General features: G+C 68.2%; 22 protein-coding genes. 10 read left to right on the forward strand and 12 right to left on the reverse strand.

All coding sequences use genetic code 11. The features are described 5' to 3' along the window. Nucleotides 1–38 precede the first annotated feature (38 nt). Nucleotides 39–1,433, reverse strand: a complete 1,395-nt coding sequence (locus G406_RS0132410) for an MFS transporter (RefSeq protein WP_156935267.1) — start codon at nucleotides 1,431–1,433, stop codon at nucleotides 39–41. An 81-nt stretch (nucleotides 1,434–1,514) separates the two neighbouring features. Here G406_RS0132410 and G406_RS0132415 point away from each other — a divergent pair, with 81 nt between their 5' ends. Together G406_RS0132415 and G406_RS51330 are read left to right on the forward strand one after the other, a co-directional pair. Further along, nucleotides 1,515–2,093, forward strand: coding sequence for a CGNR zinc finger domain-containing protein (locus G406_RS0132415; protein ID WP_028937020.1), 579 nt, complete (start codon nucleotides 1,515–1,517; stop codon nucleotides 2,091–2,093). Between the two features lie 56 nt (nucleotides 2,094–2,149). Further along, entirely contained in the window at nucleotides 2,150–3,043 is an 894-nt protein-coding gene (locus G406_RS51330) for a helix-turn-helix transcriptional regulator (RefSeq protein WP_084216575.1), read from the forward strand. Here the strand turns inward: G406_RS51330 and G406_RS0132425 are convergent. The 4 genes from G406_RS0132425 to G406_RS0132440 all read right to left on the reverse strand — a co-directional run bounded on the left by G406_RS0132425 (nucleotide 2,992) and on the right by G406_RS0132440 (nucleotide 7,610). Continuing rightward, complete coding sequence (locus G406_RS0132425; protein WP_028937021.1) at nucleotides 2,992–3,747, reverse strand: SDR family NAD(P)-dependent oxidoreductase; 756 nt, start codon at nucleotides 3,745–3,747, stop codon at nucleotides 2,992–2,994. The two genes, G406_RS51330 and G406_RS0132425, sit on opposite strands and share 52 nt — an antisense overlap. A 48-nt stretch (nucleotides 3,748–3,795) precedes the next feature. After that, complete coding sequence (locus G406_RS0132430; protein ID WP_037079504.1) at nucleotides 3,796–4,566, reverse strand: SDR family NAD(P)-dependent oxidoreductase; 771 nt, start codon at nucleotides 4,564–4,566, stop codon at nucleotides 3,796–3,798. 187 nt (nucleotides 4,567–4,753) lie between these two features. Next, entirely contained in the window at nucleotides 4,754–6,310 is a 1,557-nt protein-coding gene (locus G406_RS51335) for a UbiD family decarboxylase (protein ID WP_051342976.1), read from the reverse strand. After that, nucleotides 6,297–7,610 (reverse strand): MFS transporter, encoded by a 1,314-nt coding sequence (locus G406_RS0132440; RefSeq protein WP_028937023.1) that lies wholly within the window; start codon nucleotides 7,608–7,610, stop codon nucleotides 6,297–6,299. Before G406_RS0132440 ends, G406_RS51335 begins: the two co-directional genes overlap by 14 nt. A 182-nt stretch (nucleotides 7,611–7,792) precedes the next feature. Between G406_RS0132440 and G406_RS51340 the strand changes: the two genes are divergently transcribed. Continuing rightward, nucleotides 7,793–8,431, forward strand: coding sequence for a UbiX family flavin prenyltransferase (locus tag G406_RS51340; RefSeq protein WP_281172575.1), 639 nt, complete (start codon nucleotides 7,793–7,795; stop codon nucleotides 8,429–8,431). Here the strand turns inward: G406_RS51340 and G406_RS0132450 are convergent. The 3 genes from G406_RS0132450 to G406_RS0132460 all read right to left on the reverse strand — a co-directional run bounded on the left by G406_RS0132450 (nucleotide 8,428) and on the right by G406_RS0132460 (nucleotide 11,280). Beyond that, on the reverse strand, nucleotides 8,428–9,342 hold the full coding sequence (locus G406_RS0132450) for a LysR family transcriptional regulator (protein ID WP_028937024.1): 915 nt from the start codon (nucleotides 9,340–9,342) through the stop codon (nucleotides 8,428–8,430). The two genes, G406_RS51340 and G406_RS0132450, sit on opposite strands and share 4 nt — an antisense overlap. A gap of 309 nt (nucleotides 9,343–9,651) precedes the next feature. After that, complete coding sequence (locus G406_RS0132455; protein ID WP_028937025.1) at nucleotides 9,652–10,434, reverse strand: IclR family transcriptional regulator; 783 nt, start codon at nucleotides 10,432–10,434, stop codon at nucleotides 9,652–9,654. A 54-nt stretch (nucleotides 10,435–10,488) separates the two neighbouring features. Further along, nucleotides 10,489–11,280 carry an IclR family transcriptional regulator gene (locus G406_RS0132460; RefSeq protein ID WP_051343056.1) on the reverse strand — a complete coding sequence of 264 codons (792 nt, stop codon included), beginning with the start codon at nucleotides 11,278–11,280 and terminating at the stop codon, nucleotides 10,489–10,491. Nucleotides 11,281–11,657: 377 nt separating this feature from the next. On the opposite strand from G406_RS0132460, the gene G406_RS51345 reads away from it, so the two are divergent. Genes G406_RS51345 through G406_RS0132480 form a run of 4 tightly spaced genes read left to right on the forward strand, consistent with a single transcriptional unit; the run spans nucleotide 11,658 to nucleotide 16,788 of the window. Further along, nucleotides 11,658–12,647, forward strand: a complete 990-nt coding sequence (locus tag G406_RS51345) for an ornithine cyclodeaminase family protein (protein WP_051342977.1) — start codon at nucleotides 11,658–11,660, stop codon at nucleotides 12,645–12,647. A gap of 45 nt (nucleotides 12,648–12,692) precedes the next feature. Then, nucleotides 12,693–14,099, forward strand: coding sequence for a dihydroorotase (locus G406_RS0132470; protein ID WP_037079508.1), 1,407 nt, complete (start codon nucleotides 12,693–12,695; stop codon nucleotides 14,097–14,099). Beyond that, nucleotides 14,099–15,457 carry an MmgE/PrpD family protein gene (locus tag G406_RS54765; protein WP_051342978.1) on the forward strand — a complete coding sequence of 453 codons (1,359 nt, stop codon included), beginning with the start codon at nucleotides 14,099–14,101 and terminating at the stop codon, nucleotides 15,455–15,457. Before G406_RS0132470 ends, G406_RS54765 begins: the two co-directional genes overlap by 1 nt. Nucleotides 15,458–15,480: 23 nt before the next feature. Then, nucleotides 15,481–16,788, forward strand: coding sequence for an MFS transporter (locus tag G406_RS0132480; RefSeq protein ID WP_028937028.1), 1,308 nt, complete (start codon nucleotides 15,481–15,483; stop codon nucleotides 16,786–16,788). A 314-nt stretch (nucleotides 16,789–17,102) separates the two neighbouring features. Here the strand turns inward: G406_RS0132480 and G406_RS0132485 are convergent, their stop codons facing one another. From G406_RS0132485 to G406_RS51355, 3 genes are all read right to left on the reverse strand, one after another. Continuing rightward, a complete protein-coding gene (locus G406_RS0132485) occupies nucleotides 17,103–18,389 on the reverse strand; it encodes a Zn-dependent hydrolase (protein ID WP_084216519.1) in 1,287 nt (428 codons plus the stop codon). Between the two features lie 76 nt (nucleotides 18,390–18,465). Next, entirely contained in the window at nucleotides 18,466–19,986 is a 1,521-nt protein-coding gene (gene tcuA, locus G406_RS0132490; protein WP_051343057.1) for an FAD-dependent tricarballylate dehydrogenase TcuA, read from the reverse strand. A gap of 68 nt (nucleotides 19,987–20,054) precedes the next feature. Further along, complete coding sequence (locus G406_RS51355) at nucleotides 20,055–20,765, reverse strand: GntR family transcriptional regulator (RefSeq protein ID WP_051342979.1); 711 nt, start codon at nucleotides 20,763–20,765, stop codon at nucleotides 20,055–20,057. 164 nt (nucleotides 20,766–20,929) lie between these two features. Here G406_RS51355 and G406_RS0132500 point away from each other — a divergent pair, with 164 nt between their 5' ends. Genes G406_RS0132500 through G406_RS0132510 form a run of 3 tightly spaced genes read left to right on the forward strand, consistent with a single transcriptional unit; the run spans nucleotide 20,930 to nucleotide 24,190 of the window. After that, the gene (locus tag G406_RS0132500; protein ID WP_028937031.1) at nucleotides 20,930–22,249 is read left to right on the forward strand and encodes an MFS transporter; all 1,320 of its coding nucleotides are present in this window, start codon (nucleotides 20,930–20,932) and stop codon (nucleotides 22,247–22,249) included. Further along, nucleotides 22,246–23,250, forward strand: a complete 1,005-nt coding sequence (locus G406_RS51360) for an asparaginase (protein ID WP_051342980.1) — start codon at nucleotides 22,246–22,248, stop codon at nucleotides 23,248–23,250. Before G406_RS0132500 ends, G406_RS51360 begins: the two co-directional genes overlap by 4 nt. A 10-nt stretch (nucleotides 23,251–23,260) precedes the next feature. Next, nucleotides 23,261–24,190: a polysaccharide deacetylase family protein gene (locus G406_RS0132510; protein WP_028937032.1), complete on the forward strand. Its 930-nt coding sequence runs from the start codon at nucleotides 23,261–23,263 to the stop codon at nucleotides 24,188–24,190. A 575-nt stretch (nucleotides 24,191–24,765) separates the two neighbouring features. On the opposite strand, the gene G406_RS0132520 is transcribed toward G406_RS0132510, so the two are convergent. Beyond that, nucleotides 24,766–25,647 carry an NAD(P)-dependent oxidoreductase gene (locus G406_RS0132520; protein WP_028937034.1) on the reverse strand — a complete coding sequence of 294 codons (882 nt, stop codon included), beginning with the start codon at nucleotides 25,645–25,647 and terminating at the stop codon, nucleotides 24,766–24,768. Nucleotides 25,648–25,658: the final 11 nt, after the last annotated feature.

Genomic DNA, 25,658 nt, shown 5'->3' on the forward strand with positions numbered 1-25,658 from the left:
CCTTCTCTCGGGAGGATCGGTGTTCTGCGTGGGTGTGGTCAGGTTGCGGTGGACGTCCGGCGCCCTGGGCGTCGGACGACGCTGAGGACGAGTCCGGCAAGGGGGAGTGCCGCGAGCACGGCGAGGGCCATCGGCACGGACACGACGGCGGACAGCCCCGCGACAGCGGCCGGACCGATCCCGCCACCGAGGACGATCATGAAGTTGAGCAGGCCCTGCGCGGTGTCGCGGTCGCGCGTGGCGACCAGCTCCGGTGTGAGACCCACCAGTACGGCCTGGGCGCCGGCGAACGCACACACGGTCAGCGCCGCCCCGACGACGACCGGAACCGGCCCGTCGAACACCGCGACCACGAGCACGCCGACGACGGCGAGTGCGGCAAGCCCGGCCAGCACCTGCCACGCGGTGAACCTGTCGGTCGAGGCGCCGGCCAGCCGCCCCGCCAGCACCGAGCAGGCGGCGGCCGGGACCAGCAGTGCGCCGGCTTCGAGGGCACCACCACCGGTGGCCTGCTCGATCAGGGAAGGGGCGAGGAACAGCACCCCGTAGTAGCCGGCGAAGACGGTCCCGCCGACGAGCCCGGCAGCCGGGAAGCCGCGGGCCGCGATCACCCGCCGAGGCACGAACCCGTCGGGCGTGCGCCGCACGCGCCACCACAGCCCGACGGCGGCGAGCGCCCCGGCGGCAGCCACGACGAGCGTGACCGGAGCGGGTAGGCCGACCGAGTGCGCCTGCAACAACGTGATCAACGAGCCGGCGAACACCGACAGCGTGGCCGCCCCGACGATGTCGAGTCGCCCGGCCGAGCCGTCCCGCTCACCGCGGCCGATCCGCGTGAACGTGCGCCGACTCGCCACGGCGGCCAGCAGCAGGGGCAGCGCGAGGACCGGGAGGGCGAGCACTGCACGCCACCCCAGCCACGCGACGACCGCCCCGCCCAACAGGGTCCCGCACGCCGACGCCGTCGCGCTGGCGGCCGCGATCATCCCCAGCGCGCGCAGCCGTTCCCGCCCGGGAAGTGCGGTGGCCGCGGCGAAGACGGCGATCACGGTCGCGCCCGCCCCGGCGCCACCGATCAGCCGACCGATGATGACCACCGGCAGGGTCGGGGCGACCGCCGCGAGCGCGGAACCCGCCGCGAGTGCCACGACCCCGGCGACCAGTACCCGGAAGGGGCTCCACCTGGCCATCAGCCGACCCGCGACCGGCATCGCCAGCGCCGAGCTCAGCGACCATGCCGCGAGGATCCATGCCGTGGCCCCGAACTGCACCCCGAGTGCGCGGCCGATCGCCGGCAGCGCCACCGACGGCGCCCCCAGCGCCACGTACATCGGCAGCACCAGCATCGCCAGGACGAGTCCCGGCCAGCGCCCGGTCGGGGCGTCGGCGGGTTCGCCGTCGAGGGCCCGTTCAGACGGGATCGTCCGCGGCATCGTCGTCTCCATCCGGGTATGTTGTGACACGTGAAAGCGGCAACGGGTGTCACGCTACGGAATCTAGAGGAGACACGTCAAATGCAAGATGCGTGTCACAGCTCATCGGCGGTCGAGACGGCCGTCGATCTGGCCAACACCTTGATGCCGATCAAGGGTGAGGACGCGCTCGAGACCATCGAGCAGCTCCGGCACTTCCTCGACGACCACCCCCTGGCCGGACCGGGCGAGCCGCCGAGTTCGGCCGCGGACCGACGTCTGACCGATGCCGACCTGGCGGAGGTCCGCGCGTTGCGCGAGACGGTGCGCGGCGTGCTCGAACGAGCCGGCACCGACGCGGTCGGGGCCGCGGCCCTGCTCAACGACGGTCTGCGCGGCGCCCACGCCACCCCGGCACTGCGCCATGACCACGACCGCTGGTGGATCGAGGTCACCTCCGACACCGACCGCCGCGCCGCGCACCTCGCCGCGACCACGCTCAGCGCGCTGGCCTCGGTGATCGCCACGCTCGGTCCGACTCGTCTCGGCGTGTGCTCCGGGCCGCGCTGCCGGGCCACCTACGTGGACCTCTCGCGCAACGGCTCGAAGCAGTACTGCACCCGAACCTGCGCGCACCGCGCCAGCGTCGCGGCCTACCGGAGCCGGCACGGCCGGCGCTGACGTCATCGGTGACGTCGACCTGCGACACGGTCGGCGTCGCGCCTTACTCTCGTGGTGTGTCGAACAACGGTCTTGGCGAGTTCCTCCGTGCGCGGCGCTCTGCTGTGTCGCCGGATGACCTGGGGCTCGCGTCGTCGGGGGCGAGGCGGGTGGCGGGGCTGCGTCGTGAGGAGGTCGCGGTCGTCGCCGGTGTCAATGTCGACTACTACACACGGTTGGAGCAGGGCCGCGAGCGGGCGCCGTCGTCGCAGATGTTGGCCGCGCTCGTACGTGCGCTCCTGCTCGATGACGATGCGCGCGACCATCTCTATCGGCTCGCCGGGAACCGGCCACCTCGGCGCCCGCTCCCGGAGCTGAGCACGGTCAGCCCGCGGCTGGTGCAGCTGGTGCACGCCCACACCGAGAGCCCCGCGATCGTGCTGGATCTCGCCCTGGACGTGTTGGCGGCCAACCGCCTCGCGCGGGCCCTCTACTCACCGCTGCGTGAACTGGACAATCTGGCGCGCCTGACGTTCCTGGAGCCGAGGGCCCGCGATTTCTATCCACAATGGACACGAAATGCGCACGCCGTCGTCGCGAACCTGCGGCATGCCACCGGGGTCATCCCTGATCACTCTCGACTGGCGAGGCTGATCGAGACCCTTGCCGAGGGCAGCGCGGAGTTCAGCGCCTTGTGGGCGGGCCATGACGTGCGCGCCAAGTCCCGGGCGCCCAAGCAGTTCCATCATCCGGACGTGGGAATCCTGACCCTGACCTATGAGACGTTGGAGGTCAGGGCGAGCCCTGACCAGCAGCTGATCGTCTATCAGGCCGAACCGGGATCGGTCAGCGCCGAGCGGCTCGCGTTGCTCGCTCGGCCGACGGTCGCCGGCGAGACGGCCCAGCCCGTCGGACCGGCTCAGTGGGCGGTCATGCCGCCGTCGATCACCAGTTCCGAACCTGTCATGTAGGACGACTCGTCGGAGGCCAGGAACAGATACGCCGGAGCGATCTCCTCCGGTCGGGCCGCCCGGCGCATCGGGGTACGCGCGATGTCGGGTTGCCGGTCACCCTGTTCGTCGAGGATGTGCTGGATCATCGGTGTGGCCACGACCCCGGGATGTACGGAGTTGACCCGCACTCCTCGCGTCGCGTACTCGACCGCGGCGGTCTTGCTCAGCAGTCGCACCGCGCCCTTGCTCGCCTGGTACGCCGCGGCGGCGCCGCTGCCGATGAGCCCCAGAACCGATGAGGTGGTGACGATCGAGGCGTTCGTGCTCTCCCGCAGCAGCGGCATCACCGCACGCATGGCCAGCCAGGTTCCTGTCTGGTTGACCGCGATGACGTGGTCCCAACCGTCCTCGGTGGTGGCTTCGATACCCGGCCAGTCCACGACACCCGCGAGCGTGACCAGTACGTGCAGGGCACCGAACCGCTCGCGCACCGCCGTGACGGCGTCCGACCAGTTCTGCGCTGAGGACACGTCCAGCCGCGCCGTGAGAATCTCCGCCCCGTGCTCGGTCAGTCGCGCCGCGAGGTTCTCGAGCGCGACCTCGTATCGATCCGTGAGCACGAGCCGGGCGCCTTCACGGGCGAACAGTTCAGCCGTCGCCGCGCCGATACCCCCGGTGGCGCCGGTGATGAGTGCGACCTTGCCGTCGAGCCTGCCGGCCATGACTACTCCGATTCTCGATCTGTGCTGGGGACGGTGTGCCGGGGTCGTTCAGGCGGCGGTGAAGCCGCCGTCGACGGCGACGACGGCGCCGGTCATGAAGCTCGATCGGTCCGAGGCCAGAAAGCCGATCACCTCGGCGATCTCCTCCGGCCGGGCTACTCGGCCCAGCGGATGCAGGTGGCCGAACGAACGCAGGTAGGCGCGGCTGTCCTCGCGGAAGTCGTCGAGCAGGTCCGTCTCGACCACTCCCGGCGCGACCACGTTCGACCGGATGCCGTGCGGCCCACCTTCCAGCGCGATGACCTTGGTCAGCTGGGCCAGCGCTCCCTTCGAAGCGCTGTAGGCCGATCCCTCGGGTAGCGCGACCGTGCAGGTATATGACCCGACGTTGACGATCGCGCCGCCCGTGCCCCGCTCACGCATGGCCCGGAAGGCTTCCCGCGCATGGAGGAAGGCGCCGAGGGCGTTGACGGCCATCAGCCCGTCCCAGTCCGCGACGGTGGTCTCGGTCAACGGCTTGTTCACCGTCCGGCCAGCGTTGTTGACCAGGATGTCCAGCCGACCGAACGTCTCCACCGCCATCGTGACGGCCCGTCGGGCGGTCTCCTCCAGCGCCACGTCTCCCACGAGAGCGACCACCGGGGCCGCTTCAGCGAGCTGTGCAACCTGCGGCCGCAGGTCCTCGGCGACAACCCGTACTCCGCGAGCACACAGCCAACCGACCGTCGCCCGACCCACCCCACGAGCCGCGCCGGTCACCACGGCAACCTTTCCTTCCAGTCCGTCGTCCCCGGCCGCGTTCACCCGTTCACCGTTCATGCCACCAGCGTCGCCGCGAGGTCGATGTCCAACCAGGACACGTGCTGCCTGGGTGCGCCGCACCCAGGCAGCACGTGTCCTGGTTGCTGTGAGCCGTGAGCTGTGGAACGTTCAGGCCAGAACTCGTACGCTGCGGCCATGCCGATCAAGACGGGCACGTTGACTGCCGGAGTCGAGCAGGTTTCCGTCAGTCGATGCCGTATTCGCTCCATCTCGTGTGGACGAGATCGAGGTCTTCTTGGGCCGGCTGCACGGTGGGTGGGAACGAGCGGCCGCCCCATGCCTCTTGTGGCTCGTAGCGGAAGGTCTTGGTGGCATCGATCAGCACTCGGTTCCAGAGCCCGGACCCGAGCTTGCTGACCTCTCGATGTTCGAGGGGCGTGCTCGGATCGATGGGTGAGCCGAAGCTCCCCGGGAAGACCACGACGTCGTCGCTACCCGGTTGCACGCGGTAGGCGATGGCCCAGTCGATCGCTGAGTAGTCGGACGGGTCGACGTCGGTGTCGACCACGATCACGTACTTGTACCGGTACAGGGCGGCGTTGCTGCTCCACAGCGCGGCCGCGACCATCTTCGCGTGGCCCTCGTGAACCTTGTCGATCTGTACGACGATGGTGGTCCCGTTCGTGACCGGATGGATGTACACCTGGGAGATTCCGGGCACGCCCGCGGTCTCCAGCGTTGCCCAGGCGATTCCGGCTCGCTGTACCGAGGACAAGCAGCTGTTCTCCCCGGCTGAGCCGGGCAGCGAGCCCTCCAACGTGCCCCGGAAGATCGGGTCGTCTCGATGTGTCATACAGGAGACCTCGATGGCGGGCCGGCGCTTCGGGACGTCACTGACGTATCCGGTGAACTCGCCGAACGGTCCCTCCCATTCGTAGTCCTCCTGGTCGGGGGAGACGAATCCCTCGACGACGATCTCGGCGGTCGCGGGAACTTTCAGGTCGACCGTCTGGCAGTCCACGAGTGGGACGGGTGCTCCCAGGTAGCCGCCCATGACGTCGTACTCCGAGACGCCGTGAGGGATCGGGCTGCCGGCGAGAATGTCCATCACCGGGTGCCAGCCGTACACACATGCGACGGGCATCGGTTCGCCCCGCTTGATCCACTTCGCCCAATGGCGACCCCACCCCTGGCTCGGAACCATCAATGTCGCAATGCGGTTCCGTCCGACGATCATGCCGCGGTAGACGCCCAGGTTCAGCTGTCCGTCGTCGGGGTCGCGGGTCACCACGGCCGCGAACGTGTTGATGTATCGGCCGCCGTCGAGATAGTGCCAGTGCGGAACCGGGAGCGAGGTCAGGTCGACGTCGTGACCTCGGACGATGTTCTGCTGAACGGGCCCGGCCTCGACGGTGACCGGGGCGATCCCCTTGCCGTTGTGTTCACGGACGTGCTCCACCAACCGGGGGTAGGCGGTGTTCGGGTCGAGGCCCAGAAGAATCGCCATTCTGCGGTGGCTGGCGAGCAGGTTGGTCGTGACCTTGTGGCCGAGGGCGGTCGTCGAGTTGTAGTCGGTGATGTTGTCGAACACGAGCGCCGGGGCGCTCCGTTGAAGGGCGACCCGGCTGATCGCGCCGAGCTCACGGTTCCAGTGGACCTCGGTCGACACCGTGGCGAGCTCGCCGTTCCGTTCCAGGTCCGCGAGCGCGGTCCTCAGGTCGGCGGTGGTCGGCGGCGTGCCGCTGTGTGTGTCCGCGGTCCTGCTGCTCGATGTACGCGGCGGTACCTCAGAAGTCGTCATCGTTGCCCTTCGGGGTCGTGACCAAACGGTCGTCTGCCAGGTCCTGTGTCGAGTTCGTTTCCGGGAGCAGAACAGCGCACATGGTGAAGAGGATGACGCCGACAATGCTGGCGACGCCCATTCCCAACCCGAGGTTGTCGGCAGCGAAGAACGCCACGGCGCTCGGCGCGAGTGCGGAACCTCCCCGGCCGAACATGTACGCGGTGGAGGTCGCAGTGGCACGAATCCGTGTCTCGAAGCTTTCCGGAAGCCATGCGCCCATGAGCGAGGATTGGGCGTTTCCCATGCTCCACAGGAAGAACATCCAGAACAGGGACCACGTCCAGATGCTTCCGGGAAAGATTCGATCCGGGCTCAGACCGACGAGGACGATTCCGATCGACCCGGCCAGGGTGAACGCGGCGGGTACCAGTGAGGCGACTTTCCTCCCGACACGGTCACCCCAGAGACCGATCGCGATCTTGAGCGGTATGACGACCCACACGGCGAATGTATTGACTTCTTGCCAGACAGCGGGCCCTTCGTGGAATGAACGGACGATGAAGGTCGGCATCCACGACGTGACGCTGTAGAAGGAAATCATGTAGCCGAGAACGAGTCCGAATGCGAGCAGCCACCGAGTTGTGGCTTTCGAGTCACGCAGTACCTGGAGCAGGTTCGCGGCCGAATCGCCATTGGCCGCGTGGCGAGTTCTGCTGGCGAGCCAAGCTCTGGATTCCGGCATCCACAGTCGGATGACGACGCAGAGCAGGATGGGCAGACAACCCGTCGCCAGGCTCACCCGCCACCCGTTCGGTCCCCAGTCGGAGATGATGGATGCTGTGACGACTCCGGCAAGCAGGCTGCCGATCGGCAACGAGCTCTGGATCACCGCGGCACCCAGGCCACGGTGTCTCGTCCAGGCCTCACTGAACAGGGCCATCCCCACGCCCCACTCTCCGCCGAGGCCGATACCGGCGAGGAAGCGCGTGAGAAGCAGCGTCGAATAGTTCCAGGAGAAAGCGGAGAGCAGAGCGCCGACAGAGAATAGCGCAATGCTCCAGGAGAGCGCCCTTTTTCGGCCGAGAGAATCGGCGATACGTCCGAATAATGCCCCGCCGACGATAGAGGCTACGAGTTGCAATGTGATGACAGTGCCGGCTTGTTGCGCGGATATTCCGAGACCGGTGGTGATGGAGGGAAGCGCGAAGGTGAGGATCAGCAGGTTGTAGCCGTCGGTGACGTATCCGAGCACCGCGGAGATCAGGATGATCCAACGCTGCCCGGACGTGTAGGCCTCTGCTTCTGCGCTCCAGGGCATCGGCAATCCTCCAGTGTGGGACGTCGGCATACGTTGGCGACGTTCGAGACAACTGTGCAGTCCGACGGGGGTGCTGTCCATATCGTCCCGGCTATGGGTAGTTCAGCCAGCTGATATGAGATTGGACGCTGAGTTCTCGATTTACCTGGGTACGCTTGCGCCCATGTCGGCTGGAGGCGATGATGGGTGAGCTGAAACGTTTGATCGTGGGAATCACGGGCGCCTCCGGCGTGATCTACGGGATTCGCGCACTAGAGGTGTGTCGCGACCTTCTCGACGTGGAAACGCATGTGATAGTGAGTAAATCCGGTCGTGCCACACTCGTCCACGAGACCGATTACTCCATCGACCAGGTGAAGGCATTGGCTGACGTCGTGCACAGCGACAACGACCTGGGTGCGTCGATTTCGTCCGGAAGTTTTCGGACCGCCGGAATGCTGATCGCACCGTGCAGTGTGAAGACGCTTTCCGGCGTGGCGAACTCGTTCGACGACAATTTGATCGTGCGGGCAGCGGACGTGTGCCTGAAGGAGCGGCGCCCGGTGGTGCTCCTGCTCCGGGAAACGCCGTTGCACGCGGGGCACATCCGGCTGATGGCCGAGTGCGCGATGGCGGGCGTCACGCTGATGCCGCCGGTTCCGGCCTTCTATACGCGGCCAGGGTCGATCGGTGAGATCGTCGACCACACCGTGCACCGCGCTCTGGACCTCTTCGGGATGGCGCCGGAGCACACCGTGCGCTGGGACGGCGAGCGGGGACGAACCGAGGAGACGAGCGCGACGAGGGCGGCGCGACCGACTGCCGGGCACATCCGGTCCTAGCGGGTGGGCAGGGGAGGGAACTGATTCGACCACTGCGCCGCGTGTGCGAAGAGCACCTCTCGGAATGCCCGGGCCGAAGGGGAGAGTGGCTCGGACGATCGCCATATCACCCGCAGCTCTCTGCGGGCGAACGGGTCGCGGAGCGCCACCCAGCAGTCCAGGTCTCCGGCGGCGAGCCGGGGAACGACCGCGACACCCATACCGACGTTCACCATTCGCCACAGCATCGACAGCTGTCCGGTCTCGACGGCGACGTTCGGCGAGAAGCCGGCCCGATCGCACATCTCGTTCATCAATGTTCGAAGACCACCGCCGGATCGCAGCGCGACGAACTCCTCTTCGACGAGATCGTTGAGCGAAGCCGAGTTCTGTTCCCCCAGGGCATGACCTGGCGGAAACAAGACCCCGATGGGCTCGGCGAGCAGCAGTTCGGCGGTGAGGCTCGGCAGGTTGCCCGACGCTCGAACCACGGCGAGGTCGAGCTCTCCCCGATAGACGCGTCGCTGGAACTCGGCGGAGGCGTCCAGGTCCTGCTCGACAGTGGTGATCTCGATCCGCGGATGGGCCTGGCGATAGGACCGCAGCACTCCGGGTAGCAGACCTGTGCCGACGCTGGGGAGTACCCCCAGGGCGACCTTGCCCAGATGGACGTCACGCGCCTTGCGCATCTGGTCGCGTAGCTCCGTCACCTGGGCGAGGATGTGAGTGGCGCGCGCGAGGAAGAGCTCGCCGACACTGGTCGGCACGGCTCGCCGCCCATGGCGTTCGAAAAGGCGCACGCCCAGTTCTTGCTCGAGTTTCTTGATCTGTACCGAAAGGGACGGCTGAGCGATGAGCAGCTTCTCGGCGGCCTGCGTGAAGCTGCCCTCCTCGGCGATGGTGACTGCGTAGCGAAGTTGATGAAGCTGCACCGAATCCTGCCGTCCTGGTCGGTCTGCGCTGATGGTCGAGACGCTGTACGGCTCATTTCTGACGTGGCCGTCGGTCGGCGAAGGTTGGTAGGGATAGATAAGGGTAGGTGGAATAGCGCCACTTGGCGCAGGAATCCTGCTCAGTGCCGGTGCCGGCTTCGACCCGGTGGCGTGTCATCAGGCTGCTCGGCGTCTCCCCTCTACGGGGTGGCCTCCTGTGCGCCCGGCGTGCGGTCTGGGGCAGTCACTCGCCGGGGTGGCCATGCCGGTGGCTGACCACCATCCTGGAGGTCGCCCAGGCAGCGTCAGTCAGTCGACCGGGAACCCATGCTTGCGGCTGCCGAGCTCGGCTGACAGCGTGGCGGAGGCGCGGAGAACCGCCTGGGTGGCGTGGGTCTTGGTGCGGGGGTCCGCGACCCGTGGTGCGGGAGCGGTGACGGTGATGCTCGAGGTGACCTGGTCGTCCCCGTGCCAGATCGGAGCCGAGACCGCCCAGACATCGGGATCCAGCTCGTTGTCGCAGGTGGCGTAGCCCCGTTCACGGACTTCTTTCAGAAGTTGCATGACGTCCTCGACCTCGCGGGGGGTGCCTTCGGTGTAGCCGACGAGGGGTGTCGAGGCGGAGAGCAGCGTCCGGGCGACCTCCTCGTCGAGGTGGGCAAGTATCGCCCGGCTCGACGCTGCGACGTGCAATGGCATGTGCTGGCCGATGTGGACGAACAGTCGGAGGGGGTGCTCGGCCTCGACGAGAGAGATGCAGACCGGGATGTCACCGACCAGCTCGGTGAGGAACGCGGTCTCGCGGGTCTCGGCGGCGAGTTCGGTCAGTGCCGGCGGTGGTTGGACGAGGCGGGTGCTCGGCGAGCTGGTGAGTGTGCGCGCGGCGGCCCCCAAGAAGTAGCGTCTGGTCACCGGTGAACGTCGAAGATAGTCGCACTGACTGAGCGTCGCCAGGATGCGGTGCAGGCTGGCGAACGGAATGTCCAGATCGTCGTGCAGCTCTTGCAGCGTGCGGCCGGATCGCGCGGACGCGATGGTGTTGAGCACGTCGACCGAACGGATCACGACCTCGATCGGTTTGACCGCCGCCATCGATTCGGTTCCCTACTCTGAGTGGAATGGAAATCTCTTTCCAAACTCTATCCGTCACTCCGAGGGGGCAAGGCGGGCGGCTGGGGCCGGGGCACCAGACCACCCCAGGTCAGCCGACATCTCGGCGGCGGCCGAGAGCACGGTGCGCAGGGCCTCGTCACGGGTGTCCTGATCCGCCACCCGGTGGCGGGGTGCGGCAAGGGTCACCGAGGCGACGACCTCGTCGGTCGAGGAACGGATCGGTGCGGACACCGACCAGACGTTGAGCTCCAGCTCGGCGTCGCAGATGTCGTAACCTCGGGCGGTCACCAGGGCCAGCCGGCTGATCACCTGATCGATGTCGGCCGGGGTGTCCGAGGTGAACGGGGTCAGTGGGATGCGCCCGGCGAGGAGGGCGCGAGCCTCGGCGCTGGACCTCCCCGCCAACAGCACCCTCGCCGACGCCGCGGCGTGCAGCGGCATCTCCTGGCCGACCCGGACGAAAAGCCGCAACGGATGCTCCGACTGGGCAAGCGCCAGACAGACGACCCGGGTGCCGACCAGCTCGGCCAGGAACACGGTCTCGCCGCTGGACCGGCTGGCGGCCGCCACCGCTGGGTGTGGGGTGACGAGCGGGGACTCCCTGGCCAGATCGTTACCGGAGAGCTCACGAGCAACCGGGCCGAGGAAGTATCGCCGGTTGGACGGTGACCGGGTCACGAACCGCTCACTCTCCAGCACCGCCAGGATTCGATGCGTGCTGGGTACCGGCATGTCGAGACGTGCGGCGATCTCACCCATCGGAAGTCCACGAGCTTCGCCGGTCAGCAGTCGCAGAACGCGGAGCGACCTGATCAGGACCTGCATCGTGTTCACTCCCGCCGTTGATCCGCCGGGCGGAAGTCTACTTTCCGCTCCCGAGACAGAGCGCGCCCTCGCCGGGTTCCAGGGCGCTTCCATGAGTGGGCGGACACAGCCAGGTCCGGGCTCGGCTCGAATACAGCGCGGAAAGAGTTCCGCAATACGGACCTCAAGCTCGATTCCTGTTCATGACACGGAAGTTGGTGTTTTCGTCGCACGCACCTGCCGGGCCTATCTGTCGTCTATGTATCTGTTCAGCGCGCTTGACAAAGCGGGTGCTGCTCACCAGCATTTGGCGGACAAAGTGGAAAGAGATTTCCACTCTCGATGTCACGGCGTCGTGCGCCGTACGCCGAGAGATTCGGCGTGGTGGAGGGAGCCGTGTGCCGCTGATCATCGATGACGCGATGGTGGATCGACTGCTGCCGCCGAAGGCCGCCCACTCCTGCGTGAAGCACGCCTTCGAGCTGCTAGCCCGTGGTGATGCCTCGGATCAGGCGAGGGAGCGCAGCGGGATCGATGACGTCACGGTGAACGTGATGTCGGCGATCGCTCCGACTCTCGACGCCGTCGTGGTCAAGAGCTATCCGGTCGTGCGAACGGATGTGTTCCGGGCCAGCGTGATCACGATCCTGCTGCATTCGCACAGCACCGGGACACTGCGCGCGCTGGTCCGGGGCGACCTGCTCGGGCGGCGGAGGACAGCGGCTGCCTCGGCTGTCGCGGCCAGGGTGATGGCCCGTCCGGAGAGCTCGACGGTGTGCCTGTTCGGCACGGGTTTCCAGGCTCCGGCGCAGGTTGATGCTTTGGTCGAGGTCCTGCCGCAGCTCACCACCGTGCTGGTGGTCGGTCGTGATGCTCGGCGGGCCGAGGTCACGGCCGCTGCGCTGCGTGCGGCACACCCACTGCTGAGGGTGGAGTCCGGGACGTGCGCCGAGACCGCGGTGCCCCGCGCTGACGTGGTCGTGACGGCGACATCCGCGGCGACACCGCTCTTCGACGGCCGGCTGTTGGCTCCCGGCACGCATGTCACCGCGGTGGGTAGCAACGATGCACGGCGTCGAGAGCTTGACGCCGTGGTCATCGATCGGGCCGCTCACGTGGTGGTCGACTCACGGGCGGTCGCGGTGAAGGAATGCGGTGACCTGCTGGCCAACGGTTTCGATCCGACCACGGTGACCGAGTTCGCCGAGGTCCAGGCGGGTCAGGCGGTGGGACGCGCGCGTGCGGAGGACATCACGGTCTTCGAGTCGCACGGAATGGCGTTGCAGGACCTGGTCTGCTCGGTCCATGTGGTCGACGCGGCGCGCACGGCAGGGCTCGGTGTCGAGCTGGACTCGAGCTGGGCGGCTGTGCCCGCCGGCACCCGCTGACCCCGAACTTTTCCTGAGAGTGGACGGACGTCCGAGGAGGACCTGATGAGACTGCACATCACCAACGGGAACCTGATCACCCCGGATGGTCCGCTGCGCGCCGATCTGTTGTGCGACGACGGGGTCATCTCCGGTGTGTTGGACGCCGGGACCCGAGTGGACTGCGACGAGCGCTACGACGCGGCGGGCAAGCTCGTGCTCCCCGGTTTCATCGACCCGCACGTGCACTCGCGCGACCCGGGCAACAACCACAAGGAGGACTTCGACCACTCGACGCGCGGGGCACTGGTGGGCGGCGTGACGACCGTGCTGGAGATGCCGAACGCGATACCGCCGGTGGAGACACTGGAGGTCTTCGAGCAGCGCCGTGCCTACCACGAGAAGTCGGCCTGGACCGACTTCGGGTTGTGGGGCCTTGCCCTCGGCGAGTCGAACCTGGACCAGATCGGACCCATGTTCGCCGCCGGCGCGGTCGGGGTGAAGCTGTTCTGGGGCTACGCGTTGCACAAGGAGACCCGGTCGCTGATCTACAACCTGGATGACGAGCCGCCGGAGAATCTGCTGATGCCACCGCCGAACGGGCAGGTGCTGCGACTGTTCGCCGAGGTGGCGCGGCACGGCGGCTTGCTGGCCGCGCACTGCGAGGACAAGGACGTGCTCGCCACCAGCCAGGAACAGCTCGGCCATCCGATCGAGAGCTACGAGGATCTGCTGGCCGCCCGGCCCGCGACCGCGGAGGCAACGACGATCGCGATCGCCACCGAGTTCGCGAAAGCGACGGGATGTCGGTTCCACGTGGTCCACATGGCCTCTGAGGCAGGCCTGGAAGCGGTGCGTTCGGCCCAGCGGCGGGGTGTGCCGGTGAGCGCGGAGACCTGCCCGCAGTACCTGACCTTGACCGATCAGGACTATCCCCGGGTCGGGCCGGTGATGAAGGTGTATCCGCCGGTGCGCGAGCAGCGCGACCAGGATGCGCTGTGGAACGGGCTGAACGAGGGCAGCATCGTGTCCACCGGTTCGGACCACGCCCCGCACACGGTCGAGGAGAAGAACCGGGGCTTCGCCACCCAGCCGGCGGGTGGTGTGGGGTGTGAGACGTTCGGTCCCCTGCTGATCGATGCCATGTTGCGCGGCAGGACCACGGCGGAACGCCTTGCGCAGGTCGCCGCGACCGAGACGGCGAAGCTCTACGGCCTGTACCCGCGCAAGGGAGTCATCCGGCCCGGCAGCGACGCCGACCTGGTGATCGTCGACCCCGAGGCGAGCCGGACGGTGCGCAACGAGGAACTGGTCGCCAAGCAACCCGTCAGCCCGTGGCACGGTGTCGAGCTGCGCGGGGCCCCGGTGGCGACCGTGCTGTGCGGCGAGGTCGTCGTGCGCGACCGGGAAGTCGTCGCACCCCGCCGTGGCCGGTTCGTCCGGGCCGAGCACGCCGCCGCCTCGGTCGGCTGATGGACGCCGGCGAACCGGCCGCCTCGGTGACCCAGCTGATCGAGCGGTCCGCCACTCTCTACGCGGCCGACTTCGACGAACCGGTCCGCCGGCACGCGATCCACGTGCTCGCGGACACCGTGGCGGTCAGCTTCGCGGGCGGTCGTACCGAGGAGATGGTGCGACTGCGCGAACCCGATCCGATGTTCGAGTCGCCACCGCTGTCCGGCAGGGCGACGGTCCTCGCGGCGGGCGCCGCGCCAGCCTCGGCCGAGGAAGCGGCCTTCCTGAACGCCACCGCCGGCTCGTTCCTCGAGATCGACGAGGGTGTCCGACCGACCGGTCACCCGGGCATGCACATCGTGCCGGCCGCGCTCGCGGCAGCCGAGGTCAGCCATCGTTCCGGTGCACAGCTGCTCGGCGCGGTCATCGCGGGGTACGAGGTCGCCGCCCGCTTGTTCGCGGCGTTCCGGCTCATCCCACCGACCCATCCGCACGGTCACCTCGCCGGGGTGGGCGCGGCCGTCGCGGTGGCGTTGCTCCTCGACGAAGACCCGGTGGCGGTGGCCCGGATCGCCGCGACCACGCCGACGGTCCCGGTGTGGGACGCATGCTATGAGGGCGCGACCGCGCGGAACACCGCGACCGGGCTGGCCGCCCGCAACGCGCTGGGTGCGGTCCGACTGCACCGAGCTGGCTTTCGTGGCTCAGCGAGCTCGGTCGACGCGCTGTTCGCGGCGTTGCTCGGCACGCCGGGGGATATCGGTGCCTTGACCGGGACGATCGACCCGGCGGAACCGAGGATCCTGCGCAATTACTTCAAGCGCCACAGTGCCTGCGCACTGAACCACGCGGCTCTCGATGCGGTCCTGCTCCTGCCGCCGCTGCCCGTGCGGAGTATCTCGGCCGTCGAGGTGCAGACCGTGGCGAACAACCAGAAGCTGGGCAGACAACCCGCGCCGAACGACCTGTCCACCCGGTTCTCGCTGCCCTACGCGGTGGCGGCCGCGCTGACCGCCAGGGCGTCAGGGCTGGATCGGGCCGGGGTCCTCGCGTTCGACCTGGACACGTTCGACTACCGGCCCGAGGTCGCGCGCCTGGCCGAGCGGGTGAGCGTGACCGTGGACCCGGAACTCGAACGGGAATGGCCGGAGCACTCGCCGGCCAGGGTCGTCGTGCACACCGGTCGCCGCTGGGAGGCCTGCGTCCGCGACCCGCACGGACATTTCCACGATCCGTTGACCGCCGGCGAGCTCCGGGACAAGTTCCTCGCTCTGACCGGAGAGCGCGGCGGAGAGCTCTGGGACCGGCTGGCAACGGTCCATCACACACCCGACGTGGCGACGCTCCTGTCGCCGATACGACACATCGACAGCTGAGCAACGAAGCGGAAGCGGTAGTCATGGTCAACGACGACAGAGCGCAGGAGCGGACGGACGGCCACGAGGTCGCCAACGAGGCGGCGGACCCCGGGCAGGTCACGTCGTACGGCCGCAGGGCGGTCTTCGCCGCCACCCTCGGTTACGCGATGGACGGCTTCGACATGCTGATCCTGGGGTTCGCGTTGCCCGCGATCATCCTGGGTCTCGGCCTCACTCAGACCGAGGCCGGCTCGTTGGCCACGATCACCGTGGTCGGAGCGGTGCTCGGTGGGATCGTCTTCGGTTGGATCGCGGACCGCTATGGCCGGGTCCGGGTGATGACCTACACGATCGTCCTGTTCGCGGTGTTCACCGGGCTGACCGCGTTCGCGCAGGGCTACCTGGAGATGGCGGTGTTCCGGTTCATCGCCGGCGCCGGCATCGGCGGGGAGTTCGGCATCGGCATGGCGCTGGCGGCCGAGGCGTTCCCGGTACTCAAACGGGCGAGGGCGACATCATGGGTCGGAATGGGCTTCCAGCTCGGAGTGCTGCTCGCCGCGTTCATCTCAGCTCCGGTGATCAGCCTGTGGGGGTGGCGCGGATTGTTCGTCGTCGGGGTGTTCCCCGCCGTCGTCGCGGTCGTCCTGCGGTCCAAGCTGCACGAGCCGGACGCTTTCGTCCGTCACCAGGCCGCCGTGGCGGCTTCCGGTGAGAAGCGGGTGAATCCGTACACGCTGCTGGTCGCCGATCGTGCAACCACCCGGACCAGCGTGGGCATCGTGATCATCTGTTCGATCCAGAACTTCGGCTACTACGGGATCATCACCTGGATGCCGACGTACCTGTCGCAGCAGATCGGGCTCAGCGTCACCAAGTCGTCGGCCTGGACGGGTATCACGGTCGCCGGGATGATCATCGGAGTCATGGTGTTCGGCTACCTCGCCGACCGGATCGGGCGCCGCAAGATCTTCTGGCTGTTCCAGGCGGGAGCCTGCCTCTCGGTGTACGGGTACAGCCAGCTAACCTCACCGGTGGCGCTGCTCGCCGGCGGAGCCGTGATGGGGCTGTTCGCCAACGGCATGCTCGGGGGCTACGGCGCGGTGATCGCGGACAACTACCCGACCGCGGCGCGTGCCACCGCGCAGAACGTGCTGTTCGGCATCGGACGAGGAGTCGGCGGTCTGGCGCCGCTGTTGGTCGCGTTGGTCGCCGGCTCGTTGGGTTTCGCCACGGCGCTGGGCCTGCTCGCCCTGATCTACCTGGTCGACATGGTCGCCATGCTCTTGATCCCGGACCGCGAGCCGGGTCAGCTCGACGACGTCATCCAGACCTCCGGCACCACACACTGACCTGAGAGGTGGTCGTATCGGCGCCCGGAGCCGGGTGCGAGACTCGCTCCGTTGGCCACTGTGTGGAGCAACCGCAGGCTGGGCGTGCTGCGCAAGCTGGTCACGCTGCGCGGCGGTGAGACCGTCGCGATCGCGGCGATAACTCGACTCCGCTGCTCTGCGTGCGATCGCGACCCTACCGACCACCACCCGCCGAGGGGAACCAGAGCGCCGCGCTCGTCGAGCAGGTGTGAGGGCCGATGCCGCCCCTAGGCGTTCTGTGAAGCGATGCTGACGTAACTCGGTGAACGGGTCCCCGGGTGAGCTCCGCGGGGTCACCCGGTCTGGAGGCCGGTGTCCAGGGACAGCAGCGTCGCCGCGAGTACCTCGATACCGGACGTGATGTCCTCGGCGGTGCTGAGCTCATCGGGGGAGTGGCTGACGCCGTGATTGAGACTGGGCACGAAGAGCATTCCCACCGGGCACACCCGACTGATCATCTGGCTGTCGTGGCTCGCGCCGCTCGGCAGAATCCGGTAACGACGGTCGAGCTGGTCGCACGCGGCCGCCATCGCGTCGCGTACCAGCTGGGGCAGCGCCACCGGGGAGGCGTCGGCCAGCATGTCGGAACGGAAGCCCACCCCGCGACGGTCCGCGACAGTCCTGGCGCGCGCGAGTACCTCGTCCGCCGTCGCGCGCTGACGCGCGGGATCGACATCCCGGACATCGACGTACAGACGACAGTCGCCGGGGATCGTCGTGATGGAGTTGGGCTCGACGTCGAGCCGGCCCACCGTGACACGGGTGCCGTCGTGTTCGTCGTCGCTCGCGAGCTCCTCCGCGATCAGCACGATCTCTGCCGCGGCGGTCAACGCGTCGATGCGCAGCTCCATCGGGGTGCCGCCACTGTGCGCCGCCCTGCCGTGCAGATCGACCCTGAACCGCGTGCTGCCGGAGATCACGTCCACGACACCGAGGCCGGTGCCGCTGCTGTCCAGCACGCTGCCCTGCTCGATGTGCAGCTCGACGAACGCCGCCCACTCGGCGCGCATCCAGGTGGCCTCGTCCACCCGGTCCGGGTCGATGCCGCTGCCGCGCATGGCTTCGCGCAGGGTGGTTCCCTCGGCATCGGTGAACCGGTCGAGGTCGGCGGCGGTGGTCAGTCCGGCCGCGATCCGGCTACCGGTGCACGCTTGTCCGAACCGGGCGCCCTCCTCCGCCGCGAACACCACGAAGCGCAAGGGGTGTCGATGTGTCACCGCGTTCTCGGTGAACAGACGTGCCACCTCCATCGCCGCGACCACCCCGGCGACGCCGTCGAACGTCCCGGCGTTGGGGACGCTGTCCAGGTGCGAGCCGGTGCCGATCGCGGGCAGACCCGCCACGGTGCCCTGCCGCTCGGCGATCGTGTTGCCCGCCGCGTCGGTCCACACCCGCAGGCCCGCCGCCCGCATCCGCTCGGTGAACACGTCGTGTGCCCGCCGCTCCAGCGGGGTGTAGGCGAGTCGAGTGACACCGGGTCCCGACCTGGGTTCGGACAATGCGGCGAACTCGTCGATGAGCGCGGTGACGGTGGCGGGTGTGGCGGTGACAGTCGTCCCCGAGGCAGCGGTTCTTTTCATCACATGAAATTGTTCCATCCGTCAGACGAAAATAGAAGAGGAAGTCGCGGTGCGATCGAGTCTCGAGCTCGATCCATCACCTCGCTCGGTCCTCGGCGGCCGCGCGGCCGGCCCTGCGGCCGAAGACGGCACCCGCGGTCAGCCCACTGCCGCCGGGGTAGTTACCGGAGAACAGTCCACCGACCAGCTCGCCCGCCGCGTACAGCCCCGACAGTGGCTGACCGGATTCGTCCAGCACCTGGGCCCGTTCGTCGACGTGCAGGCCGCCGAACGTGAACGTGACGCCGCAGGACACCGCGAAGCCGTAGAACGGCGGTGCGTCCAACGCCTGGGCCCAGTGCGACTTCGGCGGCCGGACCCTGGCCGCTCGTCCGTCCTTCACCGCGGGGTCGAACGGCACGTCGACGATCGAGGCGTTGAATTCCCGAACGGTCGTGGCGAGCCCGTCGGCGTCGATGCCCAGCTTGTCCGCGAGTGTCGCCAGGTCGTCCGCCTCGGCGCTGGTGATCGGCTTGCTGTCGTACTCCTCGGTGCGTAGCAACGGGCGGGTCTTGGCATCGAAGAGCTGGAAGGCCCGGCCGTCGGGCTGGGTCAGGATCTCCCGGCCGTACTTGGCGTAGGTGTAGTTGCGGAAGTCGGCGCCCTCGTCGACGAAACGCTCGCCGAGGTTGTTCACTACGATGCCGATCGGATAGCTCTGCCGGGTCAGCTGGTTGGTGAGCTGCCGGTCGCCGCCCTGGGGCGGGGCCCCGCTGTCCCACGCCACGCTGTGGCAGGAGGACCAGTCGCCGTGTCGGGCGGCACCCGCGTCCAGCGCCATGTCGAGCACCTCGCCGGTGTTGAGCGGGTTGCCTCTGACCAGCGCCCGTTCCCAGCCCGGGCCGAGGTGGGCCGCGCGTCGGGCCGGGTCGGCCTCGAAACCGCCGGCGGCCAGCACGACCGAACGAGCCCGCACGGACCGTTCCTCGCCGTCGCTCTCCCGCCAGCGAACCGTGGGAGTTTCACCGAGCTCGAGGCCGGTGACCCCTGCCCCGTATCGAATGGCGATCCCGGTGCGCGCGGCCGCCGCGGTGTGCTGAGCGATCAGTCCTTTGCCGCCGTCCACCGTCCCGATGGCAAGACCTCCGGAGAAGACCCAGCGCTCGTCGTTGACATAGGACTGCCGCTCGTACATCAGGCGCCAACGGATCCCGCGCCCGGCCAGCCAGGATGCAAGGTCCGCGCTGTCCTCGACCAGGATGTCGGTCATCGCGGGGTCGCAGCGACCGTCGGTGAGCCGGCGCATGTCGGAGGTGAACTCCGCGCGGGTGTAGGGCGCCAGATCGGTGCGATCCCACCTGTCCTGGGTGATGTCATCGTCGATGAGCCCGCGTAGCGCGTCGTCGGGGCCGTTGTGCACCAGGCGGAACGCACCGGCCGTGTAGAAGGAGTTCCCCCCGGCCTCGTCCGCCGTGGCTTTCTCCAGCAGCAGCACGGTCGCGCCTGACTCGTGCGCGGCGTGCGCCGCGCAGAATCCGGCGTTCCCGCCACCCACGACCACGACGTCAACCGTGTTCGGCGCCCGGTCGCCGGACGACTCCGCTCCTGCAGCGTTCATGATCGCCACCCGTCTCTCGTCGATCAGCTCGACGGAATACTAACGTATGCGGCGGTATTCAGGGTGTGTCAGGCAGGCTTGACGGTCCAGCGACCCTCTGCCCGCTTGGAGAGCACCCGGATCGCGGTGGCTTTACGGAAGTGTTCGCGGGTTGTCGACTCGGCCAGGTCGGCGTCCCTGGCGATGATCGCGTCGACGATCGCCCTGTGCTCCCGCAGCGCCTCTCGCTGACGTTCCTCCGAGGCCAGCGTCGTGGAGTTGAGTCGTTCGATGAGTGAGCGGGTGAGCTCGAGGTTCTGTTTCAGATAGGTGTTGCGAGCGGCTTCCCAGACGATCTCGTGGAACATGTGGTTGAGCTCCACGATCTCGCTGACCTCGCCGCCGATCGCGGCTTCGAAACGGCTGGTGGCCTCCTCGAGCAGTGCGACGTCGAGGTCGGTCCGGCTGGCCGCGGCGAGGCGTGCTGCCAGCGCCTCGAGCGTGTCGCGCACCGTGCAGGTCTCGGACAGCTCGTCGGCGGAGAGCTCGTTGACCACGAGTCCGTGCTGGGATGCCCGGAGCAGCCCGGTGGCCTGCAGTCGGCGAAGTGCCTGTCCGACAGGTGTTCGGCTCACGTTCGCCCTGGTCGCGACGATCTCCTCGACGACCCGGGTGCCTGCCGGTATCTCGTTGCGGACGATGGCGTCGCGCAGGTGGTCGAACAGCTCCTCGGCTATCGACCTGATCCCGGGCAGCGCGATGGCGGGCTCGGGTTCTGTGGAGGCGGCGGGTTTGCCCATAGGGCTCAGCGTACTGGCAGCAGGTCGAATCGAGGCCTGAGGCTTGCCCATCCTGAACGCTATTGAGTACGGTCGCATGCAATCGAATGAAGACGCGTTCAGAATCGGCGAACCCACCGGTGTCGGCAGTCCCATCCCGGAGCCGAGGAAGCGAGCTGATCACAGTGAAGGCCAGCACCGAAGTCGCGGGTTCCGCCCCACCGCCGCTACGCGAAGCCCGACGAGCGGCCAGAGCGGCGTTCATCGGAACAACCATCGAGTGGTACGACTTCTACATCTACGCGAGCACCGCAACCCTGGTGTTCGGCAGAGAGTTCTTCCCGTCGCTGTCCGGCACGGCGGCCACGCTCGCCTCGTTCGCCACCATCTCGGTCGCGTTCGTCGCCCGCCCACTCGGCGGGGTCATCTTCGCTCACTTCGGCGACCGGATCGGGCGCAAGGCGACCCTGATCGCCTCGCTGCTGCTCATGGGCACCAGCACCACACTGGTCGGGTTGCTGCCGGGCTACCAGTCGATCGGTATGTGGGCGCCGGTCCTGCTGGTCGTGCTGCGCTTTCTTCAGGGAGTCGCGGTTGGCGGTGAGTGGGGCGGCGCGGTGCTCATCGCGACCGAGTTCGCGCCGCCCGACCGGCGGGCCAGGTTGTCGAGCTGGCCGCAGCAGGGCGTCACGGCCGGGCTGGCGCTGTCCACCGCGCTGCTGCTGCTCGTCTCAGTGGTGATTCCCGAGGACGCCTATGTGGCGTGGGGCTGGCGGCTCGCCTTCCTGTTCAGCACGGTGCTGATCGTCCTGGGGCTGGTGCTGCGACTGCGGATCAAGGAGTCGCCGGTCTTCGAGGCGCGTCGGGAGCGAGTCAGGCAACAGTCCGGCGAGGAAGGGTTGCCGATCGCCAGGCTGTTCCGCGAGTCCAGGCGCACGACGGTGCTGGCGATGGTCACCTACCTGGCCGTGAGCACGACGTTCTACGTCCCGTTCACCTTCCTGCTGTCGCACGCGACGACCGTGCTCGAGATCAGCCAGCCGGTCGCGCTCACCTCGGTGCTCGTCGCGGCCGGGGTGTACAGCATCGGTATGCGGCTGGGCGCCGGGCTGGCCGATCGGAGGGGGAGGCGGACCGCGATGCTCACCGGTCTGATCGGGTCGATCGTCGCGGTCTTCCCGATGGTCGCGCTGGTGGAGACGGGATCCCCGGTGCTGTTCGCAGTCGGGCTCGCGCTGTTCGTTCTCCCGGTGGGATGTGTGTACGCCCCGGTCGGGGTGTACTTCGCGGAGCTGTTCCCCACCGCGACCCGATACTCCGGAGTGACCGTGGCGAACCAGGGTGGCTCCTTGTTCGGCGCCGCGATCGCGCCGTTCGTGGCCGTCGCGTTGTACAACGCGTTCGGCATGTATGCCGTCGGCGGTTACCTCGCGGTCACCGCCGTGCTCAGCGCCGTCGCTGTATGCCTGCTCGGTGAAACCCGCCACCTTGCGATCGACCGATGAGCACACCGCCGGTCGATCTCGACGGTTCGGCCGCGGCGGTGAGCATCCTCGGGATGGGCGGCACGATATCCACCGAGTGTTCCTCCGCCGGCGCGATCCCCGAGCGCGATGCCGCGACGATCGCCCGAGAGTTGTCCCTGCCGGTCGACCTGCGGGCACGTGACGTACGTACCGTGTCCAGCCGTGCGGTCACCCCCGGCGACATGTGGGCGCTGGCCGGAGCGGTGCGGGAGGAGATCGACAGCGGAGTCCGGGGCGTGGTGATCACCCACGGCACCGACACACTGGAGGAGACCGCCTACGCGCTGTCACTCCTGGTCGACACCCCGGTGCCGGTGGTACTCACCGGAGCGATGCGCGCGCCGCATCTGCCCGGCGCGGACGGGTCGGCCAACCTCACCGCCGCCGTCGTGGCCGCGCTGCACCCGCCGCTGGCCGGCTACGGCCCGGTGGTGGTGTTCCAGGACGAGATCCACGTGGCGCGCCTGGTGACCAAGCGGCACAGTGCGCGGATCGCGGCGTTCGCGTCGCCGGCGGCCGGGCCCGTCGGCTCGGTGTCGGAGCAGCGGGTGGAACTGCTACTGGGCCCGTCGCCGCACCGCGACCGGCTGCCCACGACCGCGCCGCCGGACGCCTACGTGGAGCTCATCTGGGCCGCGGCGGGCACGGACGGCTCGTTGGTCGACGCGATCGCCGGTGAAGTCGATGGACTGGTGATCGCGGGAACCGGTGGCGGTCACCTGTCGCCTCCACTGGCCGAGGCGGCCGTCCGGCTGGCAGGCTCGCCGTGTCCGGTTGTTCTGGCCAGCCGGTGCGAGGACGGCAGACCGCTGCACACCACCTACGGCGGGATCGGGTCGGAGACCCATCTGCTCGCCGCCGGACTTCTCTCCTCCGGTGTGCTCTCACCGGTCAAGGCAAGGCTCAGGCTGCTGTTCGGCCTGTCCGCCGGAATCACACCGGAGCTGATCTTCCCAGCGGCCGGGCCACCCTTCTCGTGATGGAGCAACGATGACGGCTACCGCACAACCGAGGGACTTCGTCGGGTACGGCGCGAACCCGCCCCAGTTCACCTGGCCGAACGGGACGCGCCTCGCGGTGAACTTCGTGGTCAACTACGAGGAGGGCGCGGAACGCAACGGCCTGGACGGCGATCCCGACCAGGAGCACCTGGTCGAGGCGAAGTACGACGTGCCGGACGGGGAACGCGAGCTTTTCGCGGAGTCGACCTTCGAGTACGGCAGCCGGGTCGGGATCTGGCGCCTGTTGGAAGGTCTCGACGACCACGGTGTGGTGCCCACCGTGTTCGCGTGCGGTCTGGCGCTGGAACGCAACGTGCCGGTGGCTGAGGCGTTCGTCCAGCGGGGCTGCGACATCGTCGGGCACGGCTATCGGTGGGTGCCGCACACCGGAATGACCCGGGAGCAGGAGAAACGTAATATCACCGACTGCGTCACCTCCCTGGAACGCCTGACCGGTGCGACGGTGCGAGGTTGGTTCACCCGCCCACCCAATACGGCCAACACCCGCTCGCTACTCGCCGAATGCGGGCTCGGCTACGACGCGGGCTCGGTCAGCGACGACCTGCCGTACTACGAACCGGTGGACGGCTCGCCGTTCCTAGTCGTTCCCTACTCGCTGGACGTCAACGACACGAAGTTCTTCAAAGGTCAGTTCTTCACCGCCGACGACTTCGCCCGGTACGCGCTGGATTGCTTCGAGACACTGCTCGCGGAGAGTGTGAAGCGACCGAGGCTGATGTCGATCGGGTTGCACCCTCGGATCATCGGACGACCCGCACGGATGGCCGGGCTGCTCCGCGTACTGGACCGGATCGCGGGTCACGACGGCGTCTGGATCACCGGCAGGGACGAGATCGCGAACTTCTGGAGGGGCGCCTTCCCCGCCGGGCAACCGGACCATGGGCGAGACGAGGGATGAGCGGATGAACCACGATGAGCTCTTTCACCGGGTCCGCGGCTAGAAGCACATGAGGTATCGGCCGGGGCGGCTTCGGGGGCGACGTGCCCCACGGAGGCTCCGCTGGAGGCGCCGGAAAGCGGCCGTCGGCGAAATCGGTCGAAACCAGTGGCCGCGGCTGGCAACCGGCTTCAGCGCACACTGGTCCGCCACCGACGCGACGCCTGGCCGTACGGACTCGCGTCCAACCGGGCGACGCTCGAGGCCTTCCTCCGCTACGTCCACGAGCCGGGACTCACCGACCGCCGGTTCGCCGCGAACGAGCTGTCCGTCCACGAGATGCACGAGGCTTCCTCAGTGTCGGTTGGTGACAGCCAGGGACGGGTGGTTCTGGATCGGCCGTGGTCACACCGCGGACTATCCACAGTGGATGAACAAGCTCTGCCCCGGCGGTGTTCGGTCGCCGCCGGGCTGGCGCGCTTCGCGGCTCGAGATGGTGAGAGACGTGAGCTCGGTTGCCTGTTGTCATGGCCGGGGACCCTGACAGTCAACTCGCACCCGAACTTCGGACAGTCCACCCACGGGTTTGTCGGTTCCTAGCTTGCTGGAGGTCTGCCCCGGAGGAGCTCGATGATCGTGGAGTCGTCACGGCGACCAAGGCCCGCGCGTTGCCCTGCGAGGAAGAGTTGTTCGGCGGCGGTGGCCAGCGGTGTGGGGTGGCAGCTGGTGCGGGCCGTCGAGGTGACCAGCCCGATGTCCTTCGCGATGATGTCGAGGGCGCTGGTGACCTCATGGCTGCCGTTCACCATGCGAGCGCCCCGGTCATCGAGCATGAATGACGCGGCGGCACCTCCTCGGACGACCTCCCAGGTGGCGGCAGGATCCAGGTGCATCGCCTCGGCGAGGGTGAGTGCTTCTGCCGCGGCAGCGATGTGAACGCCGCACAGCAGCTGGTTGACCAGCTTGACCTTCTGTCCGTCGCCGGGTGCGGTGCCGACGCGCGGTGCGGTACGCGCCATCGCGTCGAGCATTGGTCGCAATCGATCCACCGCGGGCTGTGAGCCGCTGACCATGATCAGCAGATCACCGGTGAGTGCGCGCGCGGCGCCGCCGGAGACCGGGGCGTCGACGAGGTCGATCTGGCGCCGCGCCAGTCTTTCGGCCCAGTTCTGGACAACGCCCGGTCCGACTGTGGCCATGATGGCGACGGTGGCACCGGGTGCGAGGGTGGCCGCGGCCGGGTCGTCGCCGAACAGCACGCTTTCGACCTGTTCCGAGGTGGCGACCATCATGGCGAGTACATCCATGTCGACCGCCACCTCGTGGATCGAGCGCGCCGGCCGTACGCCGTGGGGGCCCAGCGCTTCGGCTCGAGACGGGTCGATGTCGTATGCGGTGATGTCGTGACCGGCGCGGGCCAGGCAGCTGGCCATGGGGTAGCCCATGGCCCCGAGACCGATCCATCCCACTCGGGTCATGTGTTGCCCTT

The sequence above is a fragment of the Actinospineispora spinosispora DSM 44797 genome (assembly GCF_000429025.1).
In the GTDB taxonomy this organism is placed as follows: domain Bacteria; phylum Actinomycetota; class Actinomycetes; order Mycobacteriales; family Pseudonocardiaceae; genus Pseudonocardia; species Pseudonocardia spinosispora.

Bases quoted from the DNA above. Each gene is read 5' to 3' on its own strand.
- G406_RS0132410 (WP_156935267.1), bottom strand. From the start codon at position 1,433: ATGCCGCGGACGATCCCGTCTGAACGGGCCCTCGACGGCGAACCCGCC.
- G406_RS0132415 (WP_028937020.1), top strand. From the start codon at position 1,515: ATGCAAGATGCGTGTCACAGCTCATCGGCGGTCGAGACGGCCGTCGAT.
- G406_RS0132425 (WP_028937021.1), bottom strand. From the start codon at position 3,747: ATGGCCGGCAGGCTCGACGGCAAGGTCGCACTCATCACCGGCGCCACC.
- G406_RS0132430 (WP_037079504.1), bottom strand. From the start codon at position 4,566: ATGAACGGTGAACGGGTGAACGCGGCCGGGGACGACGGACTGGAAGGA.
- G406_RS51335 (WP_051342976.1), bottom strand. From the start codon at position 6,310: ATGACGACTTCTGAGGTACCGCCGCGTACATCGAGCAGCAGGACCGCG.
- G406_RS0132440 (WP_028937023.1), bottom strand. From the start codon at position 7,610: ATGCCCTGGAGCGCAGAAGCAGAGGCCTACACGTCCGGGCAGCGTTGG.
- G406_RS51340 (WP_281172575.1), top strand. From the start codon at position 7,793: ATGGGTGAGCTGAAACGTTTGATCGTGGGAATCACGGGCGCCTCCGGC.
- G406_RS0132455 (WP_028937025.1), bottom strand. From the start codon at position 10,434: ATGGCGGCGGTCAAACCGATCGAGGTCGTGATCCGTTCGGTCGACGTG.
- G406_RS0132460 (WP_051343056.1), bottom strand. From the start codon at position 11,280: ATGCAGGTCCTGATCAGGTCGCTCCGCGTTCTGCGACTGCTGACCGGC.
- G406_RS0132470 (WP_037079508.1), top strand. From the start codon at position 12,693: ATGAGACTGCACATCACCAACGGGAACCTGATCACCCCGGATGGTCCG.
- G406_RS54765 (WP_051342978.1), top strand. From the start codon at position 14,099: ATGGACGCCGGCGAACCGGCCGCCTCGGTGACCCAGCTGATCGAGCGG.
- G406_RS0132480 (WP_028937028.1), top strand. From the start codon at position 15,481: ATGGTCAACGACGACAGAGCGCAGGAGCGGACGGACGGCCACGAGGTC.
- G406_RS0132485 (WP_084216519.1), bottom strand. From the start codon at position 18,389: ATGAAAAGAACCGCTGCCTCGGGGACGACTGTCACCGCCACACCCGCC.
- tcuA (WP_051343057.1), bottom strand. From the start codon at position 19,986: ATGAACGCTGCAGGAGCGGAGTCGTCCGGCGACCGGGCGCCGAACACG.
- G406_RS51355 (WP_051342979.1), bottom strand. From the start codon at position 20,765: ATGGGCAAACCCGCCGCCTCCACAGAACCCGAGCCCGCCATCGCGCTG.
- G406_RS51360 (WP_051342980.1), top strand. From the start codon at position 22,246: ATGAGCACACCGCCGGTCGATCTCGACGGTTCGGCCGCGGCGGTGAGC.
- G406_RS0132510 (WP_028937032.1), top strand. From the start codon at position 23,261: ATGACGGCTACCGCACAACCGAGGGACTTCGTCGGGTACGGCGCGAAC.
- G406_RS0132520 (WP_028937034.1), bottom strand. From the start codon at position 25,647: ATGACCCGAGTGGGATGGATCGGTCTCGGGGCCATGGGCTACCCCATG.